22 protein-coding genes are annotated in these 24396 nt (G+C 74.0%); 11 read left to right on the top strand and 11 right to left on the bottom strand.

Annotated features, from left to right (window positions below):
* Nucleotides 1–5 precede the first annotated feature (5 nt).
* The gene (locus I4I81_RS16675) at nt 6–1790 is read right to left on the bottom strand and encodes a 3-hydroxyacyl-CoA dehydrogenase family protein (RefSeq protein WP_218603200.1); all 1785 of its coding nucleotides are present in this window, start codon (nt 1788–1790) and stop codon (nt 6–8) included.
* Nucleotides 1791–1862: 72 nt separating this feature from the next.
* Nucleotides 1863–3335 (bottom strand): aldehyde dehydrogenase family protein, encoded by a 1473-nt coding sequence (locus I4I81_RS16680; protein WP_218603201.1) that lies wholly within the window; start codon nt 3333–3335, stop codon nt 1863–1865.
* A gap of 74 nt (nt 3336–3409) precedes the next feature.
* On the opposite strand from I4I81_RS16680, the gene I4I81_RS16685 reads away from it, so the two are divergent.
* Nucleotides 3410–4057: a 4a-hydroxytetrahydrobiopterin dehydratase gene (locus tag I4I81_RS16685; protein WP_218603202.1), complete on the top strand. Its 648-nt coding sequence runs from the start codon at nt 3410–3412 to the stop codon at nt 4055–4057.
* A gap of 25 nt (nt 4058–4082) precedes the next feature.
* Here the strand turns inward: I4I81_RS16685 and nucS are convergent, their stop codons facing one another.
* The gene (gene nucS, locus I4I81_RS16690) at nt 4083–4742 is read right to left on the bottom strand and encodes an endonuclease NucS (protein WP_218603203.1); all 660 of its coding nucleotides are present in this window, start codon (nt 4740–4742) and stop codon (nt 4083–4085) included.
* Between the two features lie 11 nt (nt 4743–4753).
* Nucleotides 4754–7489: an ATP-binding protein gene (locus I4I81_RS16695; protein WP_218603204.1), complete on the bottom strand. Its 2736-nt coding sequence runs from the start codon at nt 7487–7489 to the stop codon at nt 4754–4756.
* A 91-nt stretch (nt 7490–7580) separates the two neighbouring features.
* On the opposite strand from I4I81_RS16695, the gene I4I81_RS16700 reads away from it, so the two are divergent.
* The gene (locus I4I81_RS16700; RefSeq protein ID WP_218603205.1) at nt 7581–8771 is read left to right on the top strand and encodes an amidohydrolase family protein; all 1191 of its coding nucleotides are present in this window, start codon (nt 7581–7583) and stop codon (nt 8769–8771) included.
* Between the two features lie 73 nt (nt 8772–8844).
* Here I4I81_RS16700 and I4I81_RS16705 read toward each other — a convergent pair whose 3' ends face one another.
* Nucleotides 8845–9819 carry a helix-turn-helix transcriptional regulator gene (locus I4I81_RS16705; protein ID WP_218603206.1) on the bottom strand — a complete coding sequence of 325 codons (975 nt, stop codon included), beginning with the start codon at nt 9817–9819 and terminating at the stop codon, nt 8845–8847.
* A 17-nt stretch (nt 9820–9836) separates the two neighbouring features.
* Between I4I81_RS16705 and I4I81_RS16710 the strand changes: the two genes are divergently transcribed.
* From I4I81_RS16710 to I4I81_RS16725, 4 genes are all read left to right on the top strand, one after another.
* Complete coding sequence (locus tag I4I81_RS16710; RefSeq protein WP_226363408.1) at nt 9837–10367, top strand: NUDIX domain-containing protein; 531 nt, start codon at nt 9837–9839, stop codon at nt 10365–10367.
* A 122-nt stretch (nt 10368–10489) separates the two neighbouring features.
* Nucleotides 10490–11077, top strand: a complete 588-nt coding sequence (locus tag I4I81_RS16715) for a TetR/AcrR family transcriptional regulator (protein WP_226363409.1) — start codon at nt 10490–10492, stop codon at nt 11075–11077.
* On the top strand, nt 11077–12237 hold the full coding sequence (locus I4I81_RS16720) for an acyl-CoA dehydrogenase family protein (RefSeq protein ID WP_218603208.1): 1161 nt from the start codon (nt 11077–11079) through the stop codon (nt 12235–12237). Before I4I81_RS16715 ends, I4I81_RS16720 begins: the two co-directional genes overlap by 1 nt.
* 13 nt (nt 12238–12250) lie before the next feature.
* Nucleotides 12251–13024, top strand: a complete 774-nt coding sequence (locus I4I81_RS16725) for an FHA domain-containing protein (RefSeq protein WP_226363410.1) — start codon at nt 12251–12253, stop codon at nt 13022–13024.
* Here the strand turns inward: I4I81_RS16725 and I4I81_RS16730 are convergent, their stop codons facing one another.
* Nucleotides 13025–14248 (bottom strand): tetratricopeptide repeat protein, encoded by a 1224-nt coding sequence (locus I4I81_RS16730; protein ID WP_218616160.1) that lies wholly within the window; start codon nt 14246–14248, stop codon nt 13025–13027.
* A gap of 432 nt (nt 14249–14680) precedes the next feature.
* Between I4I81_RS16730 and I4I81_RS16735 the strand changes: the two genes are divergently transcribed.
* The 3 genes from I4I81_RS16735 (at nt 14681) to I4I81_RS16745 (ending at nt 17773) form a co-directional block, all read left to right on the top strand.
* Nucleotides 14681–15454, top strand: a complete 774-nt coding sequence (locus I4I81_RS16735) for an enoyl-CoA hydratase-related protein (RefSeq protein ID WP_218601366.1) — start codon at nt 14681–14683, stop codon at nt 15452–15454.
* A gap of 130 nt (nt 15455–15584) precedes the next feature.
* Entirely contained in the window at nt 15585–16439 is an 855-nt protein-coding gene (locus I4I81_RS16740) for a transporter substrate-binding domain-containing protein (protein WP_218601367.1), read from the top strand.
* 86 nt (nt 16440–16525) lie between these two features.
* Nucleotides 16526–17773: a hypothetical protein gene (locus I4I81_RS16745; protein ID WP_218601368.1), complete on the top strand. Its 1248-nt coding sequence runs from the start codon at nt 16526–16528 to the stop codon at nt 17771–17773.
* A gap of 7 nt (nt 17774–17780) precedes the next feature.
* Here the strand turns inward: I4I81_RS16745 and I4I81_RS16750 are convergent, their stop codons facing one another.
* Complete coding sequence (locus tag I4I81_RS16750) at nt 17781–18566, bottom strand: ion transporter (RefSeq protein WP_225924616.1); 786 nt, start codon at nt 18564–18566, stop codon at nt 17781–17783.
* A 202-nt stretch (nt 18567–18768) separates the two neighbouring features.
* Entirely contained in the window at nt 18769–20760 is a 1992-nt protein-coding gene (locus I4I81_RS16755) for an ethylmalonyl-CoA mutase (protein WP_218601369.1), read from the bottom strand.
* Nucleotides 20761–20872: 112 nt separating this feature from the next.
* Between I4I81_RS16755 and I4I81_RS16760 the strand changes: the two genes are divergently transcribed.
* Nucleotides 20873–21190, top strand: coding sequence for a hypothetical protein (locus tag I4I81_RS16760; RefSeq protein ID WP_218601370.1), 318 nt, complete (start codon nt 20873–20875; stop codon nt 21188–21190).
* Nucleotide 21191: 1 nt separating this feature from the next.
* Here the strand turns inward: I4I81_RS16760 and I4I81_RS16765 are convergent, their stop codons facing one another.
* Together I4I81_RS16765 and murA are read right to left on the bottom strand one after the other, a co-directional pair.
* On the bottom strand, nt 21192–22013 hold the full coding sequence (locus I4I81_RS16765; RefSeq protein ID WP_218601371.1) for a DUF1206 domain-containing protein: 822 nt from the start codon (nt 22011–22013) through the stop codon (nt 21192–21194).
* A 39-nt stretch (nt 22014–22052) separates the two neighbouring features.
* Complete coding sequence (gene murA / locus I4I81_RS16770) at nt 22053–23321, bottom strand: UDP-N-acetylglucosamine 1-carboxyvinyltransferase (RefSeq protein ID WP_218601372.1); 1269 nt, start codon at nt 23319–23321, stop codon at nt 22053–22055.
* Nucleotides 23322–23367: 46 nt separating this feature from the next.
* On the opposite strand from murA, the gene I4I81_RS16775 reads away from it, so the two are divergent.
* The gene (locus tag I4I81_RS16775; protein WP_218601373.1) at nt 23368–23949 is read left to right on the top strand and encodes a cob(I)yrinic acid a,c-diamide adenosyltransferase; all 582 of its coding nucleotides are present in this window, start codon (nt 23368–23370) and stop codon (nt 23947–23949) included.
* Here the strand turns inward: I4I81_RS16775 and I4I81_RS16780 are convergent.
* Complete coding sequence (locus I4I81_RS16780; protein ID WP_226363411.1) at nt 23946–24389, bottom strand: DUF2550 domain-containing protein; 444 nt, start codon at nt 24387–24389, stop codon at nt 23946–23948. The genes I4I81_RS16775 and I4I81_RS16780 overlap by 4 nt on opposite strands.
* Nucleotides 24390–24396: the final 7 nt, after the last annotated feature.

Raw genomic sequence — 24396 nt, forward strand, 5'->3', positions numbered from 1 at the left:
GGGGATCAGCGGGCCGCGTAGTCGCGGAACCCGTGCCCGGTCTTGCGCCCGAGGCGCCCGGCCGTGACCAGGTGCTCCAGCAGCGGGGCGGGGGCGAAACCGGACTCGCGGAACTCCAGGTAGAGCGACCGCTCGATGGCCAGCGACACGTCGAGGCCGACCACGTCGAGCAGCTCGAAGGGCCCCATCGGCAGCGCACAGCCGGTCTTCATGGCCGCGTCGATGTCGTCGGCGGTCGCGTAGTGCGCCTCGAGCATCTTGACGGCGTCGTTGAGGTACGGGAACAGCAGCGCGTTGACGATGAACCCGGCGCGGTCGCCGCAGCTCACCGGCACCTTCCCGATCCGTTCGCACAGTGCGAGGATCGACGCCGCGACGTCGGGCGCGGTGGTGATCGTGGAGACGACCTCCACCAGCTTCATCGCCGGGGCCGGGTTGAAGAAGTGCATCCCGATGACGTCCTGGGGCCGCGACGTGGCCGCCGCGCACTCCACGACCGGCAGCGACGAGGTGGTGGTCGCGAGGATGGCACCGGGCTTGCAGATCTCGTCGAGGGCCGCGAACACCGCCCGCTTGACGTCGAGCTCCTCGGCGATGGCCTCGACGACGAGGTCGACGTCGGCGAAGTCCTCGAGCCGGGTGGTGCCGGTGATCCGCGCGAGGGTGGCGTCCTTGTCCTCCTCGGTGACCTTCCCGCGGACGACGGCCTTCTCCAGCGACTTCTTGATCCCCGCGATCGACGCGGCCACCTTGGAGTCGCTGCGGCCGCGGACGATCACGTCGAGCCCGGCGGTCGCGAGCACCTGAACGATGCCCGAGGCCATCGTGCCGGTGCCGACGACGCCGACCCGGGAGATGTCACGGACCGTGAGGTCGTCGGGGACGGTGCCCGACGGCGTCAGCGCGTCGGCGACGACCTCGGAGCTGTGCGGCTTCGCGTAGGAGTAGAAGCCGCGTCCGCTCTTACGACCCAGCAACCCCGCAGTGATCATCTGCTTGAGCACCGGCGCCGGGGCGTGGGTCTGGTTGCGCGACTGCTTGTACATCGTGTCGAGGATCTCGTAGCTCGTGTCGAGCCCGATCAGGTCGAGCAGCGCGAGCGGGCCCATCGGATAGCCGCAGCCGAAGCGCATGGCGGCGTCGAGGTCCTCACGGCTGGCGTAGCGCTGCTCGTACATCTTGGCGGCGTGGTTGAGGTAGCCGAACAGCAGCGCGTTGGCGATGAAGCCGGCGCGGTCGCCGATGACGACCGGCACCTTGTCGAGCGTGGCCGCGAACGCCGCGACGTCGTCGGCGACGTCCTGCTCGGTGACGACCGTGCGCACGATCTCGACGAGCTTCTGCACCGGCGCCGGGTTGAAGAAGTGCAGGCCGATGACCTTGCCGGGCCGCCCGGTGCGGACCGCGAGCTCGGTGACCGACAGCGACGAGGTGTTGGACGCGAGCACGACCTCGGGGCGGCACACCTTGTCGAGCTCGGCGAACACCTTCGCCTTGAGGTCGAGGCTCTCCGGCACCGCCTCGATGACGAGGTCGGCGTCGGCGAGGTCGGCCAGCGAGGTGCTGGTGGTGATCCGGCCCAGGAGCGCGTCGGCGTCCTGCTGCGTCAGCTTGCCTCGACCCACGGCCCGGGACGTGGAGGTCGCCAGGTGGGTGCGCCCGCGCTCCACGGCCTCGGCGTCGGTCTCGACGGCGATCACCTGCAGCCCCTTGCGGGCGAAGACCTCGACGATGCCCGCACCCATGGTGCCCAGGCCGACCACTCCGACCGTCCGGAACTCGCGTGCCACGCTGTGTACCTCCGCCGTTGGGGGATGAACCGACCCGCATCCTCCCATGTCAGGCGGACCCGACCGTGTGAGCTACCTCCCCCGCAGCACCCGGACCAACCCGACCAGCGCCCCCATCCCGGCCGCGGTCCGCTTGAAGCTGGTCACGGCGATGGGCAGGGCGAACCGCTGCCGCGCGACGGCCTGCGGGCGGGTGAACTCGCGCAGCCCGTCCGCACCGTGGATGCGCCCGAACCCGGAGTCGCCCACTCCCCCGAAGGGCAGAGCGGGGATGCCGGCGAAGGAGATCACGCTGTTGACCGACACCATCCCGCAGCGCAGCCGGGCCGCGATCTCGGCGCCGCGGGCCGCCGAGAAGACGGTGGCGCCCAGGCCGTAACCGGTGGCGTTGGCGCGGCGCACGGCCTCGTCGACGTCGGGCACCCGGTTGACGACGAGCAGCGGCCCGAACGTCTCCTCCGTGACGGCCGTGGAGTCCTCGGGCACGTCGGTGAGCACGACGGGCTCGACGAGCCGGGCGTCGGCGCTGCCCGCCCCGCCGACCAGCGCGGTGGCCCCGCGGGCGAGGGCGTCGTCGATCTGGCCCTTCACCACCGCGCTCTGCGACTCCATCGTCATCGGGCCGAACTCCCGGCCCGGCTGCAGCGCCCGGGCCTTCGCCACGACCTTGTCGGTGAACTGCTGCGCCACCGCGTCGACGACGTAGACGCGCTCCACCCCGACGCACGTCTGCCCGGCGTTGGACATGCCGCCCCAGACGGCGGCGTCGGCGGCGGCCTCCAGGTCGGCGTCGGCGTCGACGATCAGCGCGTCCTTGCCCCCGCACTCCATGAGCACCGGGGTCAGCGTCTCCGCGCACGCGGCCATCACCCGCTTCGCGGTGGCCGTCGAGCCCGTGAAAGCGATCTTGGCGACACCCGAGCGGCACAGTGCCGCGCCCGTCTCGCCGTACCCGGTGACGACCTGGAACAGCGGCCGACCGCCGACGATCTCGGCGAGCGAGTCGACCAGCGCGACGCCGACCCCGGGCGTCAGCTCGCTGGGCTTGAACACGACCGCGTTGCCTGCGGCGAGGGCGTAGGCGATCGAGCCCATCGGCGTGAAGACCGGGTAGTTCCACGGCCCGATGACGCCGACGACGCCGAGCGGCGCGTACTCCAGTGTGGCCGCCTGGTTGGCCATCAGCAGGCCGGACGACACGCCGCGCCGCCCGAGGGTCTTCGCCGCGTGCTTCGCGGCCCAGTCGAGGTGGTCGATCGCCAGCACCAGCTCCAGGCGGGCGTCGTCGAAGGGCTTGCCGGTCTCGGCGGAGACGATCCGGGCGAGGCCGTCGAGCCCGCGGACCAGGGCGCGGCGCCACTGGACCAGTAGCGTGCGGCGGCCGTCGAAGCCCAGGTCGGCCCACCAGGCCGCGGCCTCGGCCGCCCGGGCGACCGCTGCGTCGACGTCGACCGCCGAGTGCACCGGATGGGTGCCCACGACCTCCCCGGTGCGCGGGTCGGTGGAGGTGAAGGTGGCCTGCGCGGGCGCGTCGGTGACGGTCATTACCGAAGGGTAGGACGTCCGCGGCGGCCCGCGCAGGCCGTCCCCGGCCCACCGGGGCCGGTACGGTCCGCGCCATGACCGACGCTCTGCTCACGGCCCGGGACATCGACGGCGAGGGGCTCACGGACTGGCGCCCGATGTTCGACGAGCTCAAGGCCCGCTTCCGCACCGGTGACTTCGCCTCGGCGCTGGAGCTGGTGAACCGCATCGGGGCCGCGGCGGAGGAGGCGAACCACCACCCGGACCTGGGGCTGACCTGGGGGCGCGTCGACGTACGGCTGTCCTCGCACGACGTCGGCGGGCTGACGCGGCGCGACGTCCGGCTCGCCCGCACCATATCGACGATCGCCGCGGACCTCGGCGCGACGGCCGAGACCGATGCGCTCAGCACGGTGGAGCTCGCGCTCGACACCCCCGACCACGCGGCGATCCGGCCGTTCTGGGCCGCCGTGCTCGGCTACGGGCCGGGGACGCCCGACGAGATCGTCGACCCGACCGGGATGCACCCGACGATCTGGTTCCAGGAGTCCGCCGGTGGCGAGGCGCCGCAGCGCTGGCACCTCGACGTGCGGGTCCCGCCGGAGGTCGCCGAGGGTCGCGTCCGGGCTGCGCTGGAGGCGGGCGGCACGCTGGTCGGCGACACCGAGGCCCCGGCGTTCTGGGTCCTCGCCGACGCCCAGGGCAACCAGGCGTGCGTCACGACCTGGCAGGGCCGCGACTGACGGGTGCGGGAACGGCGACGCGGGGTCAGAACAGGCGCAGGTCCTTCGACTCCGTCCCCCGCAGCGTGTCGTAGTCGACCACCACGCAGCGGATGCCCCGGTCCTCGGCCAGCGTGCGGGCCTGCGGCTTGATCTGCTGCGCCGCGTAGACGCCGGTGACGGGGGCGAGCAGCGGGTCTCGGTTCATCAGCTCGAGGTAGCGGGTGAGCTGCTCGACGCCGTCGATCTCGCCTCGGCGCTTCACCTCGATCGCGACGTGCCGCCCGGCCGGGTCGCGGCACAGCAGGTCGACCGGGCCGATCGCCGTCATGTACTCGCGGCGGACCAGCGTGAAGTCATCGCCCAGGACCGTCGGGTGGGCGGCGAGCAGCTCCTGCAGGTGCGCCTCGACGCCGTCCTTGACCAGCCCGGGATCGACGCCGAGCTCGTGGCTCGAGTCGTGCAGAACCTCCTCGATGGTGATGACGAGCGACTCGTCGGCCTTGTTGCGGACGGTCCAGACGCCGGGCTCCTCGGAGAGCCAGCACGGCGGGCTCATCCAGTTCAGCGGCTTGTAGGCGCGGTCGTCGGCGTGGATGCTCACCGACCCGTCCGCCTTGACCAGCAGCAACCGCGGGGCCATCGGCAGGTGGGCGGTGAGGCGGCCGACGTAGTCGACCTGGCAACGAGCGATGACGAGGCGCACGGCGAGCGACCCTACTGCTCGTGCCTCACGACCCACGCGGCGATCTGGCTGCGCCCGGAGAACCCCAGCTTGGCCAGCACGTGCTGCACGTGGGTCTCCACGGTGCGCTCGGAGATGTGCGCGGTGGCGGCGATCTGCCGGTTCGTGAGGCCCTGGCCGACGAGCCGGGCGATCTCGGTCTCGCGGGGGCTGAGCACCCCGCCGTCGCGCAGCCCGGCGGCGAGCTCAGCCGCGGCGGCCCGCAGCGGGGCCATCCCGATCCGGCCGGCCGCCTCCCCCGCCGCGCGGGCCGCCGCCGATGCGGCGTCGGCGTCGCCACCGCGCCCGCGCTGCCGCAATGCCACGGCGAGCCGGTACCGGGCCTGCGCCGCCCAGGGCACCAGGCCCGCGGCGTCGTTCGCGGCCACGGCGCCCTCCAGGTGGCGCACCGCGACGTCCGGACGGCCCGCGCCGAGCGCCGCGACCCCGAGCGGGCCACGCACCGAGCCGTGGGTCGTGATGGCCCCGGCCCCGCCGACGACGTGCAGGTCGGCGTGCGGGAGCAGCAGGCGGTGGGAGACCTCCGCGGTCGCGGCGTCACCCAGGTCGGTGGCCAGCTCCGCCCGCCACGACTCCAGCGGGAGCGCGATGAACGACGGGATCCGCGGCGAGCCCGCCTGCGGCAGCCCCGCGTACCAGGTCCGGGCCTCGTCGGGCCGCCCGCCGTCGAGCAGCCAGCGCGCGTAGGCCGCGCAGCCCAGCGCCGCGAACGGCGAGTGCAGCTCGGGTGAGGCGTGGAACCAGGCGAGATCGCCCGGGGACTCGCCGGTGCAACGGGCCAGGATGATCCGCAGCACGAGGGCCGTGGCCACCGCGCCGTCGTCGCCGCCGCGCCGGACCAGGTCGAGGGCCTCGTCGTTGAGCCGCACCGCCTCGCCGAACCGGCCGCGGCCGAACGCCAGCGCGAACCGGCCGCGCAGCAGGTGCAGCCGCGCCAGCGGCCGCCGCAGCCGCACGACGACCGGCTCGACGCGGTCCAGCTCCGCCTCCGCATCCGCGACGCGCCCGGCCTGGAGCAGTGCGTCGAACCGCCAGAGGTGACCCCACAGCTCGTCCGCGGGGTCGCCGGTGCGCTGCGCGACCGCGAGCAGCCGGCCACCGAGCACGAGCCGCTCCGCACAGCCGTCGGCCCCCGCGCGGGCGAGCTGCCGCGCCCGCAGGGCGTCACCGAGCGCGGCGGGGTCGTCCAGCCGCTCGGCCATGGCGAGCGCCTGCGCACTCGCCCGCGACATCACCGCGGGGTCGACGGCGAAGACCGTGCTGTGGGCGAACTGGGCGAGCAGCCGGCAGCGCAACGGGTCGTCGACGTCGGGGAGGCCCGCGAGCGCGTCGGTGCACCAGCCGCGCACCTCGTCGAGCCATCCCGCGTGCGACACCCCGGGGAGCACGAGCGTCGCCCGGCCGAGCGCGGCGGCGTCCCCGAGGTGCCGGGCCAGGTCGGCAGCGGCCCGGCACGCGGCCATGGCGGCGGTCACGTCGTGGCACCGGGCCTGCGCCTCCGCTGTGGCCAGCAGCAGCTCCAGGCGCCCGGCCGGGCCGAGCACCCCGCGCGAGGCGTCGAGGGCGCCGTCGTAGAACCGGGCCGCGTCCTCGTGGGCCCGCCGCGCGGTGGCCTGCTCGCCCGCCCGGCGGGCCCAGCCGACCGCTGCCGCCCGGTCCCCGTGCGGCAGCGCGGCGAGGGCATGCGCGGCCAGTTCCGGGAGCACGTCGGGATCGTCGGCGTGCGGGGCGAGCACCGCGGTGGCCCGGGCGTGCACCCGGCCGGCGTCGGCGTCGGCCAGCACCGCCTCGCGCACCAGGTCGTGGGAGAACCGCAGGACCATGCGGCCGGCAGGGCGCTCCAGCACGCCGTCCGCCACGGCGGGCGCGAGATCGTCGAGGACCCGGTCCGCGGGCAGTCCCGCGACGCCGCCGAGCAGGTCGAGATCGATCTCGCGGCCCAGCACGGCGGCCGGCACGAGCAGGTCGCGGCAGGCGGGCGGCAGCCGGTCGAGCCGGGCGCGCACGACGTCGCGGACGCCGGCCGGCACCGCGTCGTCCGGGGTGCCCGCGCGCCAGGCGCGGACGAGCTCGCCGACCAGGAACGGGTTGCCGCCCGCGCGGCCGGCGATCGTCGCGGCCCGGCCGGGCGGGACCCCGGGCAGCGCGCAGCCGATCTCGCCCGCGGTGAGGCCCCGCAGCGCGATCCGGTCCCCGGGCAGCGCGGCGGGTGCCCCACCCGCCCGGCAGGTGCCGACGACGAGCAGCCGCGCCCCCGCCGCCTCCCGCGCGACGTGGGCGAGCAGGGCCACCGAGGCGGGATCGGCCCACTGCAGGTCGTCGAGGACGACCACGAGCCCGGTGCCCGACGCCACGGCGCCGAGGAACCCGGTCACCGCGTCGGCGAGGGCGAAGCGGTCGCCCGGCCCGTCCCCGGCCGCCCCGGCGGCGACCGGGGCGACGTCACCGGGCAGTTCCTCCGGCCAGGACCGCAGCACCCGGCGCCACGGCCAGTAGGCGGGCGCCCCGGGGACGTCGGTGCACCCGCCCCACAGCACCGGCACCGCCCGGGCGCTCGCGAGCCGCCCGAACTCCGCGGCCAGCCGCGACTTGCCGATACCCGGCTCCCCGACCAGCAGCACGACGCCCGCCAGGCCGTCGAGGGCACCGTCCAGCCGCGCCACGAGCTCGTCCAGCTCGGCCGCACGCCCGACGAACCTCGGCTCCACTCCGCCTCCCGCTCCCGTGAGCGGCGTAGCAGTACCACGGATACGTGGTTTCCACGATGGCCCGCGCGCCGGACGGTCGTACACACCAGCCATGAACCGAACCGCCCTGCGCGCCGCCCGCCTCTTCGACGGCACCACCTGCACCGACGACCCGCTCGTCCTCGTGGCCGACGGCCGCGTCACCGAGGTCCGGCACGGCCGCGACGCCCCGGTCCCCGACGACGCCGAGCTCGTCGACCTGCCCGGCGCGACGCTGCTGCCCGGTCTCGTCGACACCCACGTCCACCTCTCCTTCGACAGCGGGCCGGACCCGGTCGCGGCGCTCGCCGACCGCGACGAGGACGCCCTGCTGACGGCGATGGCGGTCGCGGCCGACCAGCAGCTGGCCGCCGGGGTGACGACGGTCCGCGACCTGGGCGACCGCGGCTTCGCGGCGCTGCGGCTGCGCGAGCGCGGCGGCCGGTTGCCGACGATCGTCGCCGCCGGGCCCCCGATCACCTCGCCGGGCGGGCACTGCCACTTCCTCGGCGGGGTCGCCGAGGGCGTCGCGGGCGTGCGGGCCGCGGTGCGCACGTACGCCGAGCGCGGCGTCGACGTCATCAAGGTGATGGCCAGCGGCGGCATGCTGACCGAGGGCACCGACGTGGCGGGCGCGCAGTTCTCCGCGGCCGAGCTGCGGGTCGTGGTGGAGGAGGCGCACCGGCACGGGCTGCCGGTCACCGCGCACGCGCACGCCCTGGACGCCGTGCGGGACGCCGTCGCCGCGCGGGTCGACGGCATCGAGCACTGCACCTGCTTCGACGGCGAGCGGGTCGTGCTGCCACCGGAGCTGGCCGACGCGATCGTCACGCGGCGCATCGCGATCGGGTCGACGGTCGGCATCGCGCCCCTGCCCGACGGGATGCGGCCGCCACCGCTGCTCGCGAAGATCCTGCCCGGCGTGCTCGCCGCGCACGCACGTCTGATCCGGGCGGGGGCGCTCGTCGTGGCCGGGACCGACGCGGGCATCGCGCCGCCCAAGCCGCACGGGGTGCTCCCCCGCGGCCTCGGGCAGCTCGTCGAGCTGGGGATGACACCGCTGGAGGCGCTGCGGGCCGGTACCGCCACAGCGGCGCAGGTGTGCGGGCTGGGTGAGCGCAAGGGCCGTGTCGCCCCCGGGTACGACGCCGACCTCCTGGCCGTGGCGGGCGACCCGGCAGCCGACATCGGTGCGTTGCTGTCCCCGGTCGCGGTGCTGGTGGCCGGCGAGGTCGTGCGGCGGGCCGCGGGGGTGGCATCGTGAACGAGCGGTGGGCGGCGCTGCTCCGTAGCCTGGCCACCGACAACGGCTGGGCGCACGCCTGGCTCTGGGTCGGTTACCCGGTGCCGGTGTTGTGGGCGGCGAGCGCGAGCCCCGCGGCCCGCAGCGCCGAGCGCAGCTCGGGCGGGTCGAGCGCCTCGACCTCCCCCGCGAGCCCGACGAGCTGACCGGCGGCCACCCGCACGTCCTCGACGTCGAGCCGCACCTCGCGCCATCCGTCGGTGTCGGGGTCGCCCGCGTTCGTGAGCGCCGTGGCCGCGGCGTCGGCGTCGACGACGCGCGGGAGGCGTGTGAGCGCACCGGGCCCGAGCCGCAGCCGCACCGTGGCGCGCAGCATCGTCGACTCGAAGCCCGCCGACGCGCCCGCCCACCAGGTCGGGAGGTCGAAGTCGGGCGGCCGCACGAAGCGCTCGCCGGTCGGCTCCGCGTCGACGATCCGGTCCACCCGGAACATGAGCACCCGCCCGCCGGAGTCCGCGGACAGGTACCAGGTGCCCGCCTTCATCACCAGGCCGAGCGGGTCGAGCTCACGCTGCACCACCTCGTCGCGACGCCGGTAGCCGATCCGCAACCGCTGCTGCTCCCACACCGCCGCGGCGACGGTGTCGAGGTGCGGCACCTCGTGCGGGCGGTGGAACCAGCCGGGCGCGTCGAGGTGGAAGCGCTCGGCGACGGTGCGGGCGTGCTCGCGCAACGACTCGGGCAGCGTCGCCAGCAGCTTGGCCTGCGCCCCCGCCAACGCGGCGCTCATCCCCAGGTCCGCGAGCACCTGCGGTGCCCCGACCGCGAACAGGGCGGCGGCCTCGTGCGCGGTGAGGCCGTCGAGCCGGGTGCGCCAGCCGTCGACCAGCCGGATCCCGCCGCCCGGCCCGGACTCGGTGAACAGCGGCACGCCCGCGTCGGCCAGCGCGGCGACGTCGCGGTAGATCGTGCGCTCGGAGACCTCCAGCTCGGCCGCGAGCTCGGCGGCCGTGGCCGCGCGCCGCCGTTGCAGCGTGAAGAGCAGGGTCACCAGCCGGGACGCGCGCACCCCGCGATACTGCCCGCGTGGAGACGATCAGCAGCCGCCAGGTCTACGCGAACGCCTGGATGACGGTCCGCGAGGACGAGATCCGCCGCCCCGACGGCTCCGACGGCATCTTCGGCGTGGTCGACAAGCCCACCGCGGCCGTCGTGATCCCGCTCGACGACGACCGGCTGCACCTCGTCGAGCAGTACCGCTACCCGGTCGGCGAGCGGCGCTGGGAGTTCCCGATGGGCACCGCGCCGGAGCGGGCCGAGATCGACCCCGGGGTGCTCGCCGCGCGCGAGCTGGCCGAGGAGACGGGGCTCGTCGCCGGGCGGATGGAGCTGCTGGGGCGCCTCGACATCGCGCCGGGGATGTCGAGCCAGCGCGAGCACGTGTTCCTCGCGACGGAGCTGACCCCGGGCCCGCCGCGCCGTGAGCTGCAGGAGCAGGACATGCGCGCGGCGTGGTTCACGACCGCGGAGTTCGAAGAGCTGATCCGGACCGGCGGGATCGTCGACGCCCAGACCCTCGCCGCCTACCTGCTCCTGGTCCTGCACCGACGCCCCTGACGGCTGGCAGTAGAGCCACCATGCCGCCACCTCACGGCAGCATCGTGGCCTTGCTGCCATTCGGGGCGGGCGGGGGCACAAGCAAGCTTGACTGTTTGTTTCTTGCCCGGCACGCTGGGACCGTGTCCACCACCCGCCAGCGGGAGCGCTCCGACGCCACGCGCGCCCGGCTGATGGAGGCCACCGTCGAGTGCCTGGTGGAGCGCGGCTGGTCCGGCACCACGACGACGGTGGTCGCGCAGCGAGCCGGGGTCTCCCGCGGCGCGCAGCTGCACCACTACCCCACCCGCGAGGAGCTGGTGCTGGCCGCCGTGGCGCACCTCGGCGCGGCGCGGTTCGCGGAGGCCAGGGAACGCGCCGCCGGGTTGGGTCCGGGGCGCACCGCGGCCGTCCTCGACATGCTCGCCACCCTGCACACCGGCCCGCTGTTCCGCGCGATGCTGGAGCTGTGGGTCGCCGCCCGCACCGACGACGCCCTGCGCGCGGCCGTCGTGCCGCTGGAGGCCGAGGTCGGCCGCGAGACCCACCGGCTCACCGTCGAGCTGCTCGGTGCCGACGAGTCGCGGCCCGGCGTGCGCGCGGCGGTCCAGCAGACGCTCGACCTGGTGCGCGGCCTGGGCATCTCGGCACTGCTGTCCGACGACGGCGCCCGCCGCCGTCATCTGCTCGACGACTGGGCCCGGCAACTCGACACCCGCCTGGAGGCGTGATGGACCTGCGCGAGACCGACGAGCAGCAGTTGCTGCGGAAGTCCGTGGCCGCGATGGCGGGCAAGTACGGCCACGACTACCTGATCGAGAAGGCCCGCACCGGTGGCAAGACCACCGAGCTGTGGAAGGAGGCGGGCGACAACGGCTACCTCGGCGTCGCGGTCCCCGCGGAGTACGGCGGCGGCGGGGCGGGGATGGTCGAGCTGTCGATCGTCGCGGAGGAGATCGCCGCGGCCGGCTGCCCGCTGCTGCTGATCGTCGTCTCCCCGGCGATCGCCGCCACCGTGATCGCGACGAGCGGCACCGTCGACCAGAAGGAGCGCTGGCTCCCGCGCTTCGCCGACGGCAGCGCGAAGATGTCGTTCGCGATCACCGAACCCGACGCCGGGTCGAACTCGCACCGGATCACGACGACGGCCCGGCGCGACCCCGACGGCAAGGGGTGGCGGCTCAGCGGCACCAAGTACTACATCTCCGGCGTCGACGAGACCGAGGCGACGCTCGTCGTCACCCGGCTCGAAGGGGCGGAGGGCACGCTGCGCCCGGCGATGTTCATCGTCCCCACCGACACCCCCGGCATGACCTACCAGCCGATCGAGATGGCGATCCAGAGCCCGGAGAAGCAGTTCACCGTCTTCTTCGACGACGCCCTGCTCCCCGACGACGCGCTCGTCGGCGGCGAGGAGGCCGGGCTCGCCGCGCTGTTCGCGGGTCTGAACCCGGAGCGGATCACGGTCGCCGCGTACTCCAACGGACTCGCCCGCTACGCACTGGGCAAGGGCGTCGCCTACGCCAAGGACCGCACGGTCTGGAAGACGCCGATCGGTGCGCACCAGGCGATCGCGCACCCGCTGGCCAAGGCGCACATGGAGGTCGAGCTGGCCCGGATGGCGACGACGCGCGCGGCCTGGTTCTACGACGCGGGCGACATGGCCGCCGCCGCGGAGGCCGCGAACATCGCGAAGTACTCCGCCGCCGAGGCCGCGATCAACGCCGTCGACGCGGCCGTGCAGGCCCACGGCGGCAACGGGATGGCCGTCGAGTACGGGGTCGGCACGCTGATCGGTGCCGTGCGCACCGCGCGGATCGCCCCCGTCAGCCGCGAGATGATCCTGAACTTCGTCGCGCAGCACACCTTGGGCCTGCCCAAGTCGTACTGACAGGATGAACGGCGTGCCCGACCGCCTCCTCCCCACCAGCCACGGGAGCCTCGCGCACGGGGTCCCGGCCGCCGCCCCCGCCACGATCTTCGCGCTGTCGGTGGCCGGCGGGATCTCGGTGGGCCCGAAGGAGGGCCGCACCCTGGTGTTCGGGCGCAACCGGCCCGAGGTGCACGTGTGCGTCGGCGAGGACGATCCCCGGGTGAGCCGGGAGCACGGTGTCCTGGGGTACCGCGCCGACCGCTGGTGGATCCGCAACACCGGCCGGCTCCCGGTCCGGCTGCCCGGCGGGCGCCTGCTGTTCGCCGAGGAGGAGCCGGTCCCGCTCACCGAGGGGTACACGCCGGTGTTCGTGCGGGGGTCGGCGCACCGCGAGCACCTCCTCGAGCTGTTCGTCACCGGGGCCGACGGCGGGCGCCCCGCCGCTCGGCACCGCGACGCCACCCAGCAGCCCGTCCTCTGGCGCCTCGACGACGACGAGCGGCTCGTCCTGGTCGTGCTCGGCCAGCGCTACCTGCTGCACGAGAACCGCCCGCAGCCGCTGTCCTGGCGCCAGGCCGCCGACCAGCTCGCGGAGCTGCAGCCCGACGCCGGATGGACGTCCAAGCGCGTGGAGCACGCCGTGACCGCGATCCGCACCCGCATGTCGCGCGGGGGCGTACCGGGGCTGACGCGGGAGGAGGTCGGCGAGCCGGTCGGCAACGCGCTCAACGACAACCTGATCCGCGAACTGGTGCTCTCCACCACCCTCGTGCCCCCGGACCTGGAGATGCTGGGCGACTCCTGATCACTGATCAGGGCCGACGTAGATGCAGTTCGTGTACTCGAAGCCCCGCTCCACCGCGCTCGTCTGGACCGCCGGGTTCGTCCCCGTGTACTGGCTGATGATCGTGTAGCTGCCCGCGGGCAGCGTGAGCCGGGCCGAGGGCCGCCCGTCGAAGGTCGGGCAGGCCTCGCCGTCGGTCGCGTACGTCGCGGGGCAGCCGGCGCAGCCGGGCAGCACGATCTCGTGCGCGGTGGGGCCGACGACGTACACCCGCACCTCCGACGGGTTGTCGTTGTAGAGCGTGAGCGGGATGGAGCCGGGGCTGTCGCCCGCGAACGGCCCGGGCAGTGCGGGCAGCGCGGCTCCCTGCACGCCCGCCGCCCGTGCCGCGATCGCGTCGGCCCGGGCCTGGGCGAACTGCGGGTCGTTCGGGTACTCCGCGACGAGCTGGTCGAACGCGGCGGCCGACTCCGTCCAGGTCCCGGCGTCGTACTCCTGCAGCCCGCACCGGAACAGCGCGGCGGGGCGGTCGACGTCCGCTGCTGCGACGATCCCGGCCGCCTCGGCGTCGGTCACGGCGACGAGGTAGTCGAGCACGGGGAGCGCCTCGCACCACAGCCCGGTGGCGGCCTGGGTGTTGGCCGCCGCGTACACGTCGATCAGGCCCTGCACCGCGGCGGGCGCGGACGGGGTGTCGGCGAACTCGCGTTGCACGGCGACCAGGTTCTCCACCGCGGACCGGACGGCGTCGACGCGCGGCTGGTCGGTCAGCGTCGCGAGCTGCACCCGCAGCGCGTCGGCCTCCTCGACGTAGGTGGCCGCGATCTGTGCGCGGACGCCCGCGGCCTCCGGCCCGTCGCCGACCTCGACGAGCAGGTCGCGGTACACCCGGACCGCCTCGTCGTAGTTCCCCGTGTCGCGCAGCTGCGTGCCCCACTCGTCGTAGGTGCGGCGCAGGTCGGCGTCGACGAAGGAGGTCAGCGCGGTGTCCGGGTAGGCGCGCCGGAGGTCGCCGTAGAGCCCCACCGCCTCGGCGTAGCCCCCACGCCCGGCCGCGTCACCCGCGGCGAGGAACGCGGAACACTCGGCGCGACCGGCGTCGGCGCGGGCGACGTCGCCGGAGAGCGTCAGCTCGTAGACGCCGGTGACCTGGCCGAAGCCGTCGACGGCGGTCGCGCAGTCGCCCCGGTCGCGCGCGGCCGCGGCGTCGGCGTACGCCCGCCCGCCCGCCGCACCGTAGAACACGTACCCGGTGACCAGCCCCCCCGACCAGCAGCACCGCGACGGCCACCGGCAGCGCGTGCCCGGCGACACCGGCGGGCGCGGCGTGCTGGGCGCGTGCGAGCCGCAGGCCGTCGACGGCCATCCACCCCAGCCACGCGATCGTGATCGCGACCCACAGCCACGGCAGCCCCGAGGCACCGGTGGCGAACGCGATGACCACGAGACCCGCGGTGACGACGAGGTGCAGCGCCTGGCGCCACCAGCGGCCGAGGTAGGAGTAGCCGAGCCCGAGCCCGGTCAGGTTGAGCAGCGCGGCCGCGATCGGCGAGCGCGGTGGCCCGGGTCGGTACTCGTCCATCCGGTGGTCCCCCGTGTCCTGTGATGTCCCGGTAGTAGTAGGCCAGAAGATCGGGAGGGCTCCCGGTTCCGAGTCCGGACGGTTACCGTCGACCCATGGCCGACTACGAGTACCTGCTGGTCAAGCACGACGGCGACACCGTCCGGATCACGATGAACCGCCCCGAGCGCCGCAACGCGCTGTCCGAGCCGCACCTGCGCGAGCTGCTGCGCGCGTTCACCGAGGCGGGCGACTCCGACGCCACCGGGATCGTCCTCTCCGGTGAGGGCAGGGCGTTCTCCGCCGGTCACGACTTCGCCGACGTGTCCTCGCGCGACCTCGCGGGCGTCCGCGACCTGCTGCGGCTGTGCACCACGGTGATGCAGACCGTCGAGCAGGTGCCCCAGGTCGTCGTCGCGAAGGTGGCCACGATCGCCACCGCGGCCGGGTGCCAGCTCGTCGCCACCTGCGACCTCGCCGTGGCCGCCGAGTCGGCGTCCTTCGCGCTGCCCGGCGGCAAGGGCGGCTGGTTCTGCCACACCCCCGCCGTCCCGGTGGCCCGCAACATCGGCCGCAAACGGCTCATGGAGCTGACACTCACCGGCGACGCGATCGACGCCCGCACCGCCGCCGAGTGGGGGTTGATCAACTACGCCGTCCCCGACGCCGAGCTCGACGCCCGCACCGACGACCTGCTCGCCCGCGCCACCCGCGGCACCCGCTTCGGCAAGGGCGTCGGCAAGCAGACGCTCTACGCCCAGCTCGACCGCCCCGAGTCCGACGCCTACGCGATCGCCGTCGAGGTGATGGCGTCGATGTCGCAGAGCCCGGGTGCGCGCGAGGGCATGGCGTCGTTCCTGGAGAAGCGCAAGCCGGTCTGGACCGACTGAGGCACCTCGTCCCCGCCGCGGCGAGGCCCTCCGTCCGGGCACGTCCGGACAACCGGCCCAGCAGCCCGCGATACCGGCGCACATGGCCCGGTCCGGCGGATCCCGGGCGACCCACCTAGCCTGCACGGCGATGCTCACCCGCCGGCAACTGCTCCTCCTCGCCCCGCTCGTCGCGGCCGCCGCCTGCGCGCAACCCACCGGCACCACGCTGGAGCGCGCGCGGTCCTCGGGGGTGCTGCGCGTCGGGATCGCGGGCGAGCGGCCCTTCGGGTACGTCGGGAGCGGCGGTGAGCTGACCGGCTCCCAGCCCGTCGTCGCGCGCGCGGTGCTCGGGCGGATCGGCGTCGGCGGGCTGGAGGCGGTGCAGGTGCGCTTCGCCGACCTCATCCCCGGCCTGCAGGCGGGTCGTTTCGACCTGATCGCCGCCGGGCTGACGATCACGCCAGAACGCTGCGGCGAGATCGCGTTCTCCCGGCCCGACTTCGTGTCCCCGCCCGCGTTCCTCGTGCTCGACGGCAACCCGCGCGGCATCGGCACGTTCCAGGGCGTCCGGCGCTCGGGCGTCCGGCTGGCGGTGCTCGACCGCTCGTCGGAGCTGGAGTACGCACGCGGCGCCGGCATCTCCGAGGACCGGCTGGTGCTCAGCGACTCCCAGGGCGACCTGTTCCGCGACGTCGTCGACGGCCGGGCCGAGGTGGGCGCCCTCACCGCCGTGTCGCTGGTCGACGAGCTGCGCCGCAACCCCGGCCTCGGGGTGGAGATCACCGACCCCGTGGACCCGACCATCGACGGCCGCACCGTCGTCCCGGCGTCGGCGTTCGCCGCCCGGATCGGCGAGACCGATCTGCTCGCCGCGTTCGACGCGGAGCTGACCGCACTGCAGGCCTCCGGCGAATGGCTCAGCCTGACCGAGCCGTTCGGACTCGGCGCGGGCAACCTCCCCGATCCGGACCTGACCGTCGAGGCGCTCTGCGCCCCGCCGTGACCCCCGTGCCCCGGCGCACCGGCCCGCGATAGGCCACTATCGAGCCCATGCGCATCGCCGGGCTACCCGTGTGGGGTCCTTCCGACATGATCGAGGGTGTCCGGGCCGTCCTGGGCTGGACCGACGAGGCGGTGGGCGTCGTCGCCACCCTCCCGGGCCGGATCGCCGACCTGCTCGAGGACGTGGAGACCCTGGTCGGACGGGTCGCCGCGATCGCCGACGACGTCGACGGCATGGTCCGGCGGGCCGACGGCCTCGTCGACGGGGTGGAGGGCGTGCTCGTCGAGGCCCGTGGCGCCGTCAGCCGGGCCGACACCGTGCTCACCGACGCGGAGCGCATGGTCCGCCGGGTCGACCCCCTGCTCGGCGAGGTGCACGGCGTCGCCGGGCGCGCCGACCGCCTGATCACCGACGCGGGCGACGTCGCCACCGGTGCGGCCCTGCTGATCAACCGCGCCGACGGGGTCGCCGGCAATGCGGCGAAGCTGATCAACCGGGCCGACGGGGTCGCCGGCGACGCCGCCGCCCTGATCACCCGCGCCGACGGCGTCGCCGGGGACGCGGCCATCCTGATCAACCGCGCCGACGGCGTGGCCGGGGACGCCGGAGCGCTCATCACCCGCGCCGACGGCGTGGCCGGCAACGCGGACGCCCTGATCACCCGAGCCGACGGGGTCGCCGGCGACGCCGACTCCCTCATCACCCGGGCCGGCACCGTCGCCGACGGCGCCGCCACCCTCATCACGCGGGCGGACGCGGTGGCGGGGGACGCGGCTGCGCTGGTCGGCCGCGCCGACAGGGTCGCCGGCGACGCCGCCACCCTGATCACCCGCGCCGACTCCGTCGCCGACGACGCCGCCGGGCTGGTCGGCCGGGCCGGGACCGTCGCCGACGACGCGTCGGCGCTGGTCGCCACCGCCGGGGGCGTCGCGGGCGACGCGGGCGGGGTCATCGAGAAGGCCACCGGGGTGGCCGACGAGGCCAGGGCCCTGGTCGGCGAGGCGTCCGTCACGAGCAGGGGTGCGTCGGAGATCCTGGAGGTCTACCGGCCGATCGCGCAGAAGGCCGCCCCGCTCGCGCACCGCTTCGTCGAGGACTTCACCGAGGAGGAGGTGCAGGCCGCGATCCGGATGGTCGACCAGCTGCCGCAGCTCACCCACCACCTCGAGACCGACATCATGCCGATCCTGGTCACCCTCGACCGGGTCGGTCCCGACGTGCACGAGCTCCTCGACGTGCTCCAGGACGTCCGCCACGCGATCCAGGGCGTGCCCGGGTTCAGGCTCCTGCGCCGCCGCGGGGAGGAGAAGGAACGCGAGGAGGCCGAGGCCTGAGCCGCGCTCAGATCCGGGCGGGCACCACGGGTTCCACGGGCTCCCGTTCGTGGTGCCCGGCCTCCACCGCCCCGCGGATCTGCTCGGCGTTCTCCCGCACCACCTCACCGACGAACGCGTCCATCCGCGGGTCGGTGAGCACGTCGACGAGCACGCGCATGGTCGTGTCCACCACGGTGTGCACGATCTCGTCGTGGAACGGCATCCGCGAGAGCCGTCCGGCGAGCTGGTCCTCCCGCAGCTTCTCGGTGACGATGCTGCGCAGCAGTTCCTGGTTCTCCCCGACCGAGCGGGCGATGTTGCGCGGGAAGTGACCCGTCCCGATCACCTTCACGACCTCGTCCATGACCGCCACCGTGATCGGCCTCTTGATGGCGAGCACGATCGGCCGGGACAGCCGCTCCACCATCCGCTGGGTGAACTGCTCACCGAGCACCCGGTCGGCCGTGCGGGCCAGCCGCATGACGATCACGACGACCCGGATCAGCCGCAGGCTGCGCAGCGCGGGGTGCGCGACCGGGATCATGCCGAGCACCTCGTACCAGCGCCGCACCGGGAACCACCGCTCCCACCCCGCGTCGCGCCACCGGAACAGGAACTCCACGAGGAAGATCCCGCAGATCACGGTGTCGATCACGAACACCAGGTGCGCGGTCTGCTCCGAGTGCGGGAAGAACGCGACGTAGCCGAGCAGCCCCACCGAGATCAGCGCGAGCACGAGCATCGCGACGTCGACGGTGGCCACCCGCCGCGGCCGACGGGGCTCGTCGACGGGGACAGCGATCCGGAACATGGGCGGATCGTGCCAGGTCGGGCGGACCGCGGCTGAGGTCGACACCATCGGGGTCCGGGGGCTCGGAAGCCCGATCACGTCGATCTCACGCGTTGCGCGGAAGCGCCACGGAGCGGCCGGGCGGCGCGGCACCGTGCCGAGGTGTCCGTCCCGGGGTGGCCCACCGCGTTCCGCGGCTCGCGCCCTCGACGCCTGAGATCCGTCAGACGCCGTGCGCCGCCCGCACCAGCGTCACGATCTCGTCCATCATCTCGGTGAGCTTGTAGTCCTTCGGCGTGAACACCGCAGCCACGCCCTTGGCCTTCAGCTCGGCGGCGTCGTCGGGCGGGATGATCCCGCCGACCACCACCGGCACGTCGTCGGCGCCCGCCGCCCGCAGCCCGTCGACGACGGCGGGGACGACCTCCAGGTGCGAGCCGGACAGGATCGACAGCCCGACGACGTGCACGCCCTCCTGCACCGCGGCCGACACGATCTGCGCGGGCGTCAGCCGGATGCCCTGGTAGATGACCTCGAAGCCGACGTCGCGGGCGCGCACGGCCACCTGCTCGGCGCCGTTGGAGTGCCCGTCGAGCCCGGGCTTGCCGACGAGCATGCGCAGCCGCGACCCGATGTCCTTCCCGGCGGCCTGCACCCGTGAGCGCACCTCCGCGATCTCGACGGCGGCCTCCCCGCCGGAGACGGCGGCCGACACCCCGGTCGGCGCCCGGAACTCGCCGAACACCTCGCGCAGCACCCCCGCCCACTCCCCCGTGGTGACGCCCGCCTTCGCGCAGGTGATCGAGGCGTCCATGAGGTTGACGTCGGTCTTGGCCGCGTCGCGCAGCGCGTTCAGCGCTCTCTCGACGGCCGGTGCGTCGCGCTCGGCCCTCCAGGAGCGGATCGCCTCGATCGCGGCGGCCTCGGTGGCCGGGTCGACCGTCTCGATCGCGGCGGCCCCCTCCGCCTGCAGCGGCGACGGCTCGGTGGTGTCGAACTTGTTGACCCCGACGACGACGTGCTCGCCGGACTCCATCAGCCGGCGCCGCTCCGAGAGCGACGACACGAGCTGCCCCTTCATGTATCCGGACTCGACGGCCGCGACGGCCCCGCCCATCTCCTGCACGCGGTCGATCTCGGCGCGCGCACCCTCGACGAGGTCCTTCACCTTCGCCTCGACGACCACGGAGCCGGTGAAGAGGTCCTCGTACTCGAGCAGGTCGGTCTCGTAGGCGAGGACCTGCTGCATCCGCAGCGCCCACTGCTGGTCCCACGGCCGCGGCAGGCCCAGCGCCTCGTTCCAGGCCGGCAGCTGCACGGCGCGGGCACGGGCGTCGCGGGACAGGGTGACGGCGAGCATCTCCAGCACGATGCGCTGCACGTTGTTCTCGGGCTGGGCCTCGGTGAGCCCGAGGGAGTTGACCTGCACGCCGTAGCGCAGGCGGCGCTGCTTGGGGTTCTCGATCCCGTAGCGCTCCTTCGTGATCTCGTCCCAGAGCTGGGAGAAGGCGCGCATCTTGCACATCTCCTCGACGAACCGCAGCCCGGCGTTGACGAAGAAGGAGATGCGCGCGACGACGTCGCCGAACTTGTCGGCGGGCACCTGCCCGGAGTCGCGGACGGAGTCGAGCACCGCGATCGCGGTGGACAGCGCGTAGGCCAGCTCCTGCGCGGGCGTGGCCCCGGCCTCCTGCAGGTGGTAGCTGCAGATGTTGATCGGGTTCCACTTCGGGATCTCGGCCACCGACCAGGCCACCATGTCGGTGATCAGGCGCATGCTCGGGGCGGGCGGGAACACGTAGGTGCCCCGTGAGAGGTACTCCTTGACGATGTCGTTCTGCGTGGTGCCGGCGAGCGTCGCGCGCGGGGCGTCGTGCTCGTCGGCCACGGCGACGTAGAGCGCCAGCAGGTACATCGCGGGCGCGTTGATCGTCATCGAGGTGTTGGCCTCGGCCATCGGGATGCCGTCGAACAGCGTGCGCATGTCGCCGATGTGGCTGACGGGCACGCCGACCTTGCCGACCTCGCCCTTCGCCAGCTCGTCGTCGGGGTCGTATCCGGTCTGTGTCGGCAGGTCGAAGGCCACCGACAGCCCGGTCTGGCCCTTGGCGAGGTTCCGCCGGTAGAGCTCGTTGGACTTGCGCGCCGAGGAGTGACCGGCGTAGGTGCGGATCACCCACGGCCGGTCGCGCTCACGGTCGGTCGGGTACGGCACCGGACACCTCCGCCTTAGTGGTCCGCTGATCGTACTGGCACGTAGTGCCACAGCCCGGCCCGGAGGACAGCCGTCACATGCAGGGATCGATCCAGCAGGCGATGATGGACCGATGGCCGACCAGGCGACCCGCTTCTTCGCCCTCTTCGGCGGACTGATCATGATGGGCGTGATGGCGCTGGCCCTGCGCTGGACGTTCGGTACCGGCAGGGACCAACCCGGCCCCCGGATCCCCGACCCGGACGACCCCACCGGTAACGGCCTGCTGGAGGAGGTCTCCCGGGTGCCGACGGAGCCGGCCGCCCAGGTCCTGCGCGCCCGCCTGCGCGGCGCGGGCATCCGGGCCACGGTGGGCCGTGTCGACGACGGCTACCGTCTGCTGGTCTTCCCGAAGGACCTGGTCGACGCGAAGCTCGTGCTCGCGGAATGAGTCAGACGCGGTGGTACCGGGCGTCGAAGAAGCAGAAGACGCCGTAGGACACGAGTCCCAGCGCCACGGCGATCAGCAGGTACGGCCCGTACGGCTGCGCCGCGAGGCCCTTGAGTGCGGCGTCGAGGCCGGTGGCCTCCTCCGGCCGGAACCGGATCGCCGCGACGACGAGCAGCACGCCGATCAGGCCGATCGACACGCCCTTGGCCACGTTGCCGATCTGCCCGACACGCTCCAGGACCGTGCGGGCGCGGGCGTCCGACGGGGCGTCCATCTCCTCCAGGAACTTCTTCTGGTACCCCTCGACGACCTTCACCACGCCGACGGCCAGCACCACGAGTCCGATCAGCCCGACGATGAACTGCCCGCCCGGCAGCCCGAACACACCCGCCGTGGCCTCCTGCTGGCCCCCGCCGCCACCGCTGCCGCCCGCCGCCGTCGTACCGGCGAGGATCGCGAGCGCCACGAAGATGACGGCCTTCACCCCGCTCACGATCTTCTTGCGGAGGTACTTCGAGCGCACGGAGACGTAGCCGTAGCCCCAGATCGCCAGCTCGGCCCGCCAGACGGCGGCGGCCACGAACCCGATGGCGAGCACCCACAGCAGCGGCGGCCCGTAGGGCTGCTGGGCCAGCGCCTGGAACGCACCCGTCTGGTCGGCCTGCTCGCCGCCCTGGCCGAACGCCACCTGCAGCGCCAACCCACCGATCAGGAGGTGCGTGATGCCGTAGGCGAGGATGCCCACTCTCGCCGCGATCTTGACTGGCCGGCTGCGCGCCGCCTGCTTCGCGTTGCTGTTCGCCGACTGGGCTGCGCTGGTCATGGCCAGGGGTACCCGATCGGGTGACACCTCACACGCAGATCACGTGTCCGGTTCCCCGGCGACCCGGGCGATGCCGGCGCCGAGGTCGCGCAGGTTCTCGACGAACCGCGGGTAGCCACGGTCGATGTGTTCGACGTCCCACACCGCGGTGCGGCCCTCCGCGCACAGCCCGGCCAGCACGAGGCCGGCCCCGGCCCGGATGTCGCTCGCCCACACGGGGGCGCTGGAGAGCCGCTCGACGCCCCGCACGACGGCGTGGTGCCCGTCGGTCCGGGCGTCGGCGCCGAGACGCACCATCTCGTCGACGAACCGGAAGCGCGCCTCGAACACGTTCTCGGTGATCATCGAGGTGCCGTCGGCGACGGCGGAGAGCGCGATCGCCATCGGCTGCACGTCGGTGGGGAAGCCCGGGTAGGGCAGCGTCACGAAGTCGACGGCGCGGGGCCGCCCGTCCATCGCGACGGTGAAGCCGTCGGCGTCGATGTCGGTGGTGGCGCCGGCGCTGCGGAGCTTGTCGAGGACCAGGTCGATGTGGTGCGGGTCGACCCCGCGAACCGTGACCTCGCCGCGCGTCATCGCCGCGGCGAACGCCCACGTCGCGCCGACGATCCGGTCGCCGATCACGCGGTGCTGCGTCGGAGCCAGCCCGGTGACGCCGTGCACCGTCAGCGTCGAGCTGCCGACGCCGTCGATCTTCGCGCCCATCTGCTGCAGCATCCGGCAGAGGTCGACCATCTCCGGCTCACGGGCCGCGTTGTCGATCACGGTGGTGCCCTCGGCGAGCACCGCGGCCATCAGGATGTTCTCGGTGGCCCCGACGCTGGGGAAGTCGAGCCAGATCTGGGCGCCGCGCAGCACCTCCGCGGTGGCCACGACCCGACCGTGCGCGATCTCGGTGGTCGCCCCGAGCTTGCGGAGGCCGGCCTGGTGCATGTCGAGGGGGCGCGACCCGATCGCGTCACCACCGGGCAGCGGGACGATCGCGCGCCGGCAGCGGGCCACCAGCGGGCCCAGGACGCACACCGACGCCCGCAGCTTCGACACCGACCGGTAGTCGGCCTCCGCGCTCGGGTCGGCCGGCACGTCGATCGTCACCGTGTCGTGGTCGACGGTCACCGTGCAGCCCAGGCTGCGCAGGACGTCGGCCATCAGCGGGACGTCGAGGATCTCCGGACAGTTGGTGAGTGTCGTCGTGCCCTCCGCGAGCAGCGCCGCCGCCATGAGCTTCAGCACGCTGTTCTTGGCACCCACCACGTCGACGGTGCCCTGCAGGCGCGCGCCGCCGTCCACCGCGAAATGCTCAGCCACGGTCGACGACGCTATCTGCCCCGCGATTCGGGCTAGATTCGGTCCCATGTCCGTGCACCTCACCAGGATCTACACCAAGACCGGCGACGACGGCACCACCGCGCTCGGCGACTTCAGCCGCGTCCCGAAGACCCACGTCCGGCTCGCCGCGTACGCCGACACCGACGAGGCCAACGCGGCGCTCGGCGTCGCCGTCACGCTCGGCGGCCTCTCCGACGCGCTGCTGGTGCCGCTCGCCCAGGTACAGAACGACCTGTTCGACGTCGGTGCCGACCTGTGCTCGCCGATCGTGCCCGACCCGGAGTACCCGCCGCTGCGCGTCACGGAGGACTACGTCGCGCGCCTGGAGGGCTGGTGCGACGAGTTCAACGAGGACCTGCCGAAGCTCGCCTCGTTCATCCTCCCCGGCGGCACCCCCGGCGCGGCGTACCTGCACGTGGCCCGCACCGTCACCCGACGCGCGGAGCGCAGCGTCTGGGCCCTGCTGGAGGTCGACGCCGAGCGCACCAACCCGCTCACCGCGAAGTACCTCAACCGCCTCAGCGACCTGCTGTTCATCCTCGGCCGCGCCGCCAACCCCGACGGCGACGTCCTGTGGCAGCCCGGCGGCCCTCAGGCGGAGTCCTAGGAGGCCTGGCGGTACCCGGTGCTGCGGCCGGGTGGGGCGGCCTCCAGCCACGACAGGAAGCCGGTGAGCACACCGGGGGTCATCGCGAGCTCCACCTCGACGCCGCGGCTGCGGCAACGCAGCACGGCCGACCGCGTCGGCATCACGTACGCCTCGGCGTCGGCCGGCTCGCGCCGGCCGATGATCTCGAGCTCGTTGCGGTCGAGTCGCAGCGAGGCCCCGGGGCGGAACGACGTGAGCCGGAACCAGGCCAGCTCGTCACCGCGGTAGCGGGCGACGCCGGCGTGCCAGCCGGCGGACGCGTCCCGGGGAACGGCCGCGGGGCGGCGGCGCAGACTCAGGTCCACTCCACCGCCCCGCATGAGACGTACTCGCCGAAAGACGAGGTAGCCGATGCACAGACACGCGACGAACAGCAGGATGCCGAGCGCCGTGGCCACCAGCGCT

The sequence above is a fragment of the Pseudonocardia abyssalis genome (assembly GCF_019263705.2).
Taxonomy (GTDB): domain Bacteria; phylum Actinomycetota; class Actinomycetes; order Mycobacteriales; family Pseudonocardiaceae; genus Pseudonocardia; species Pseudonocardia abyssalis.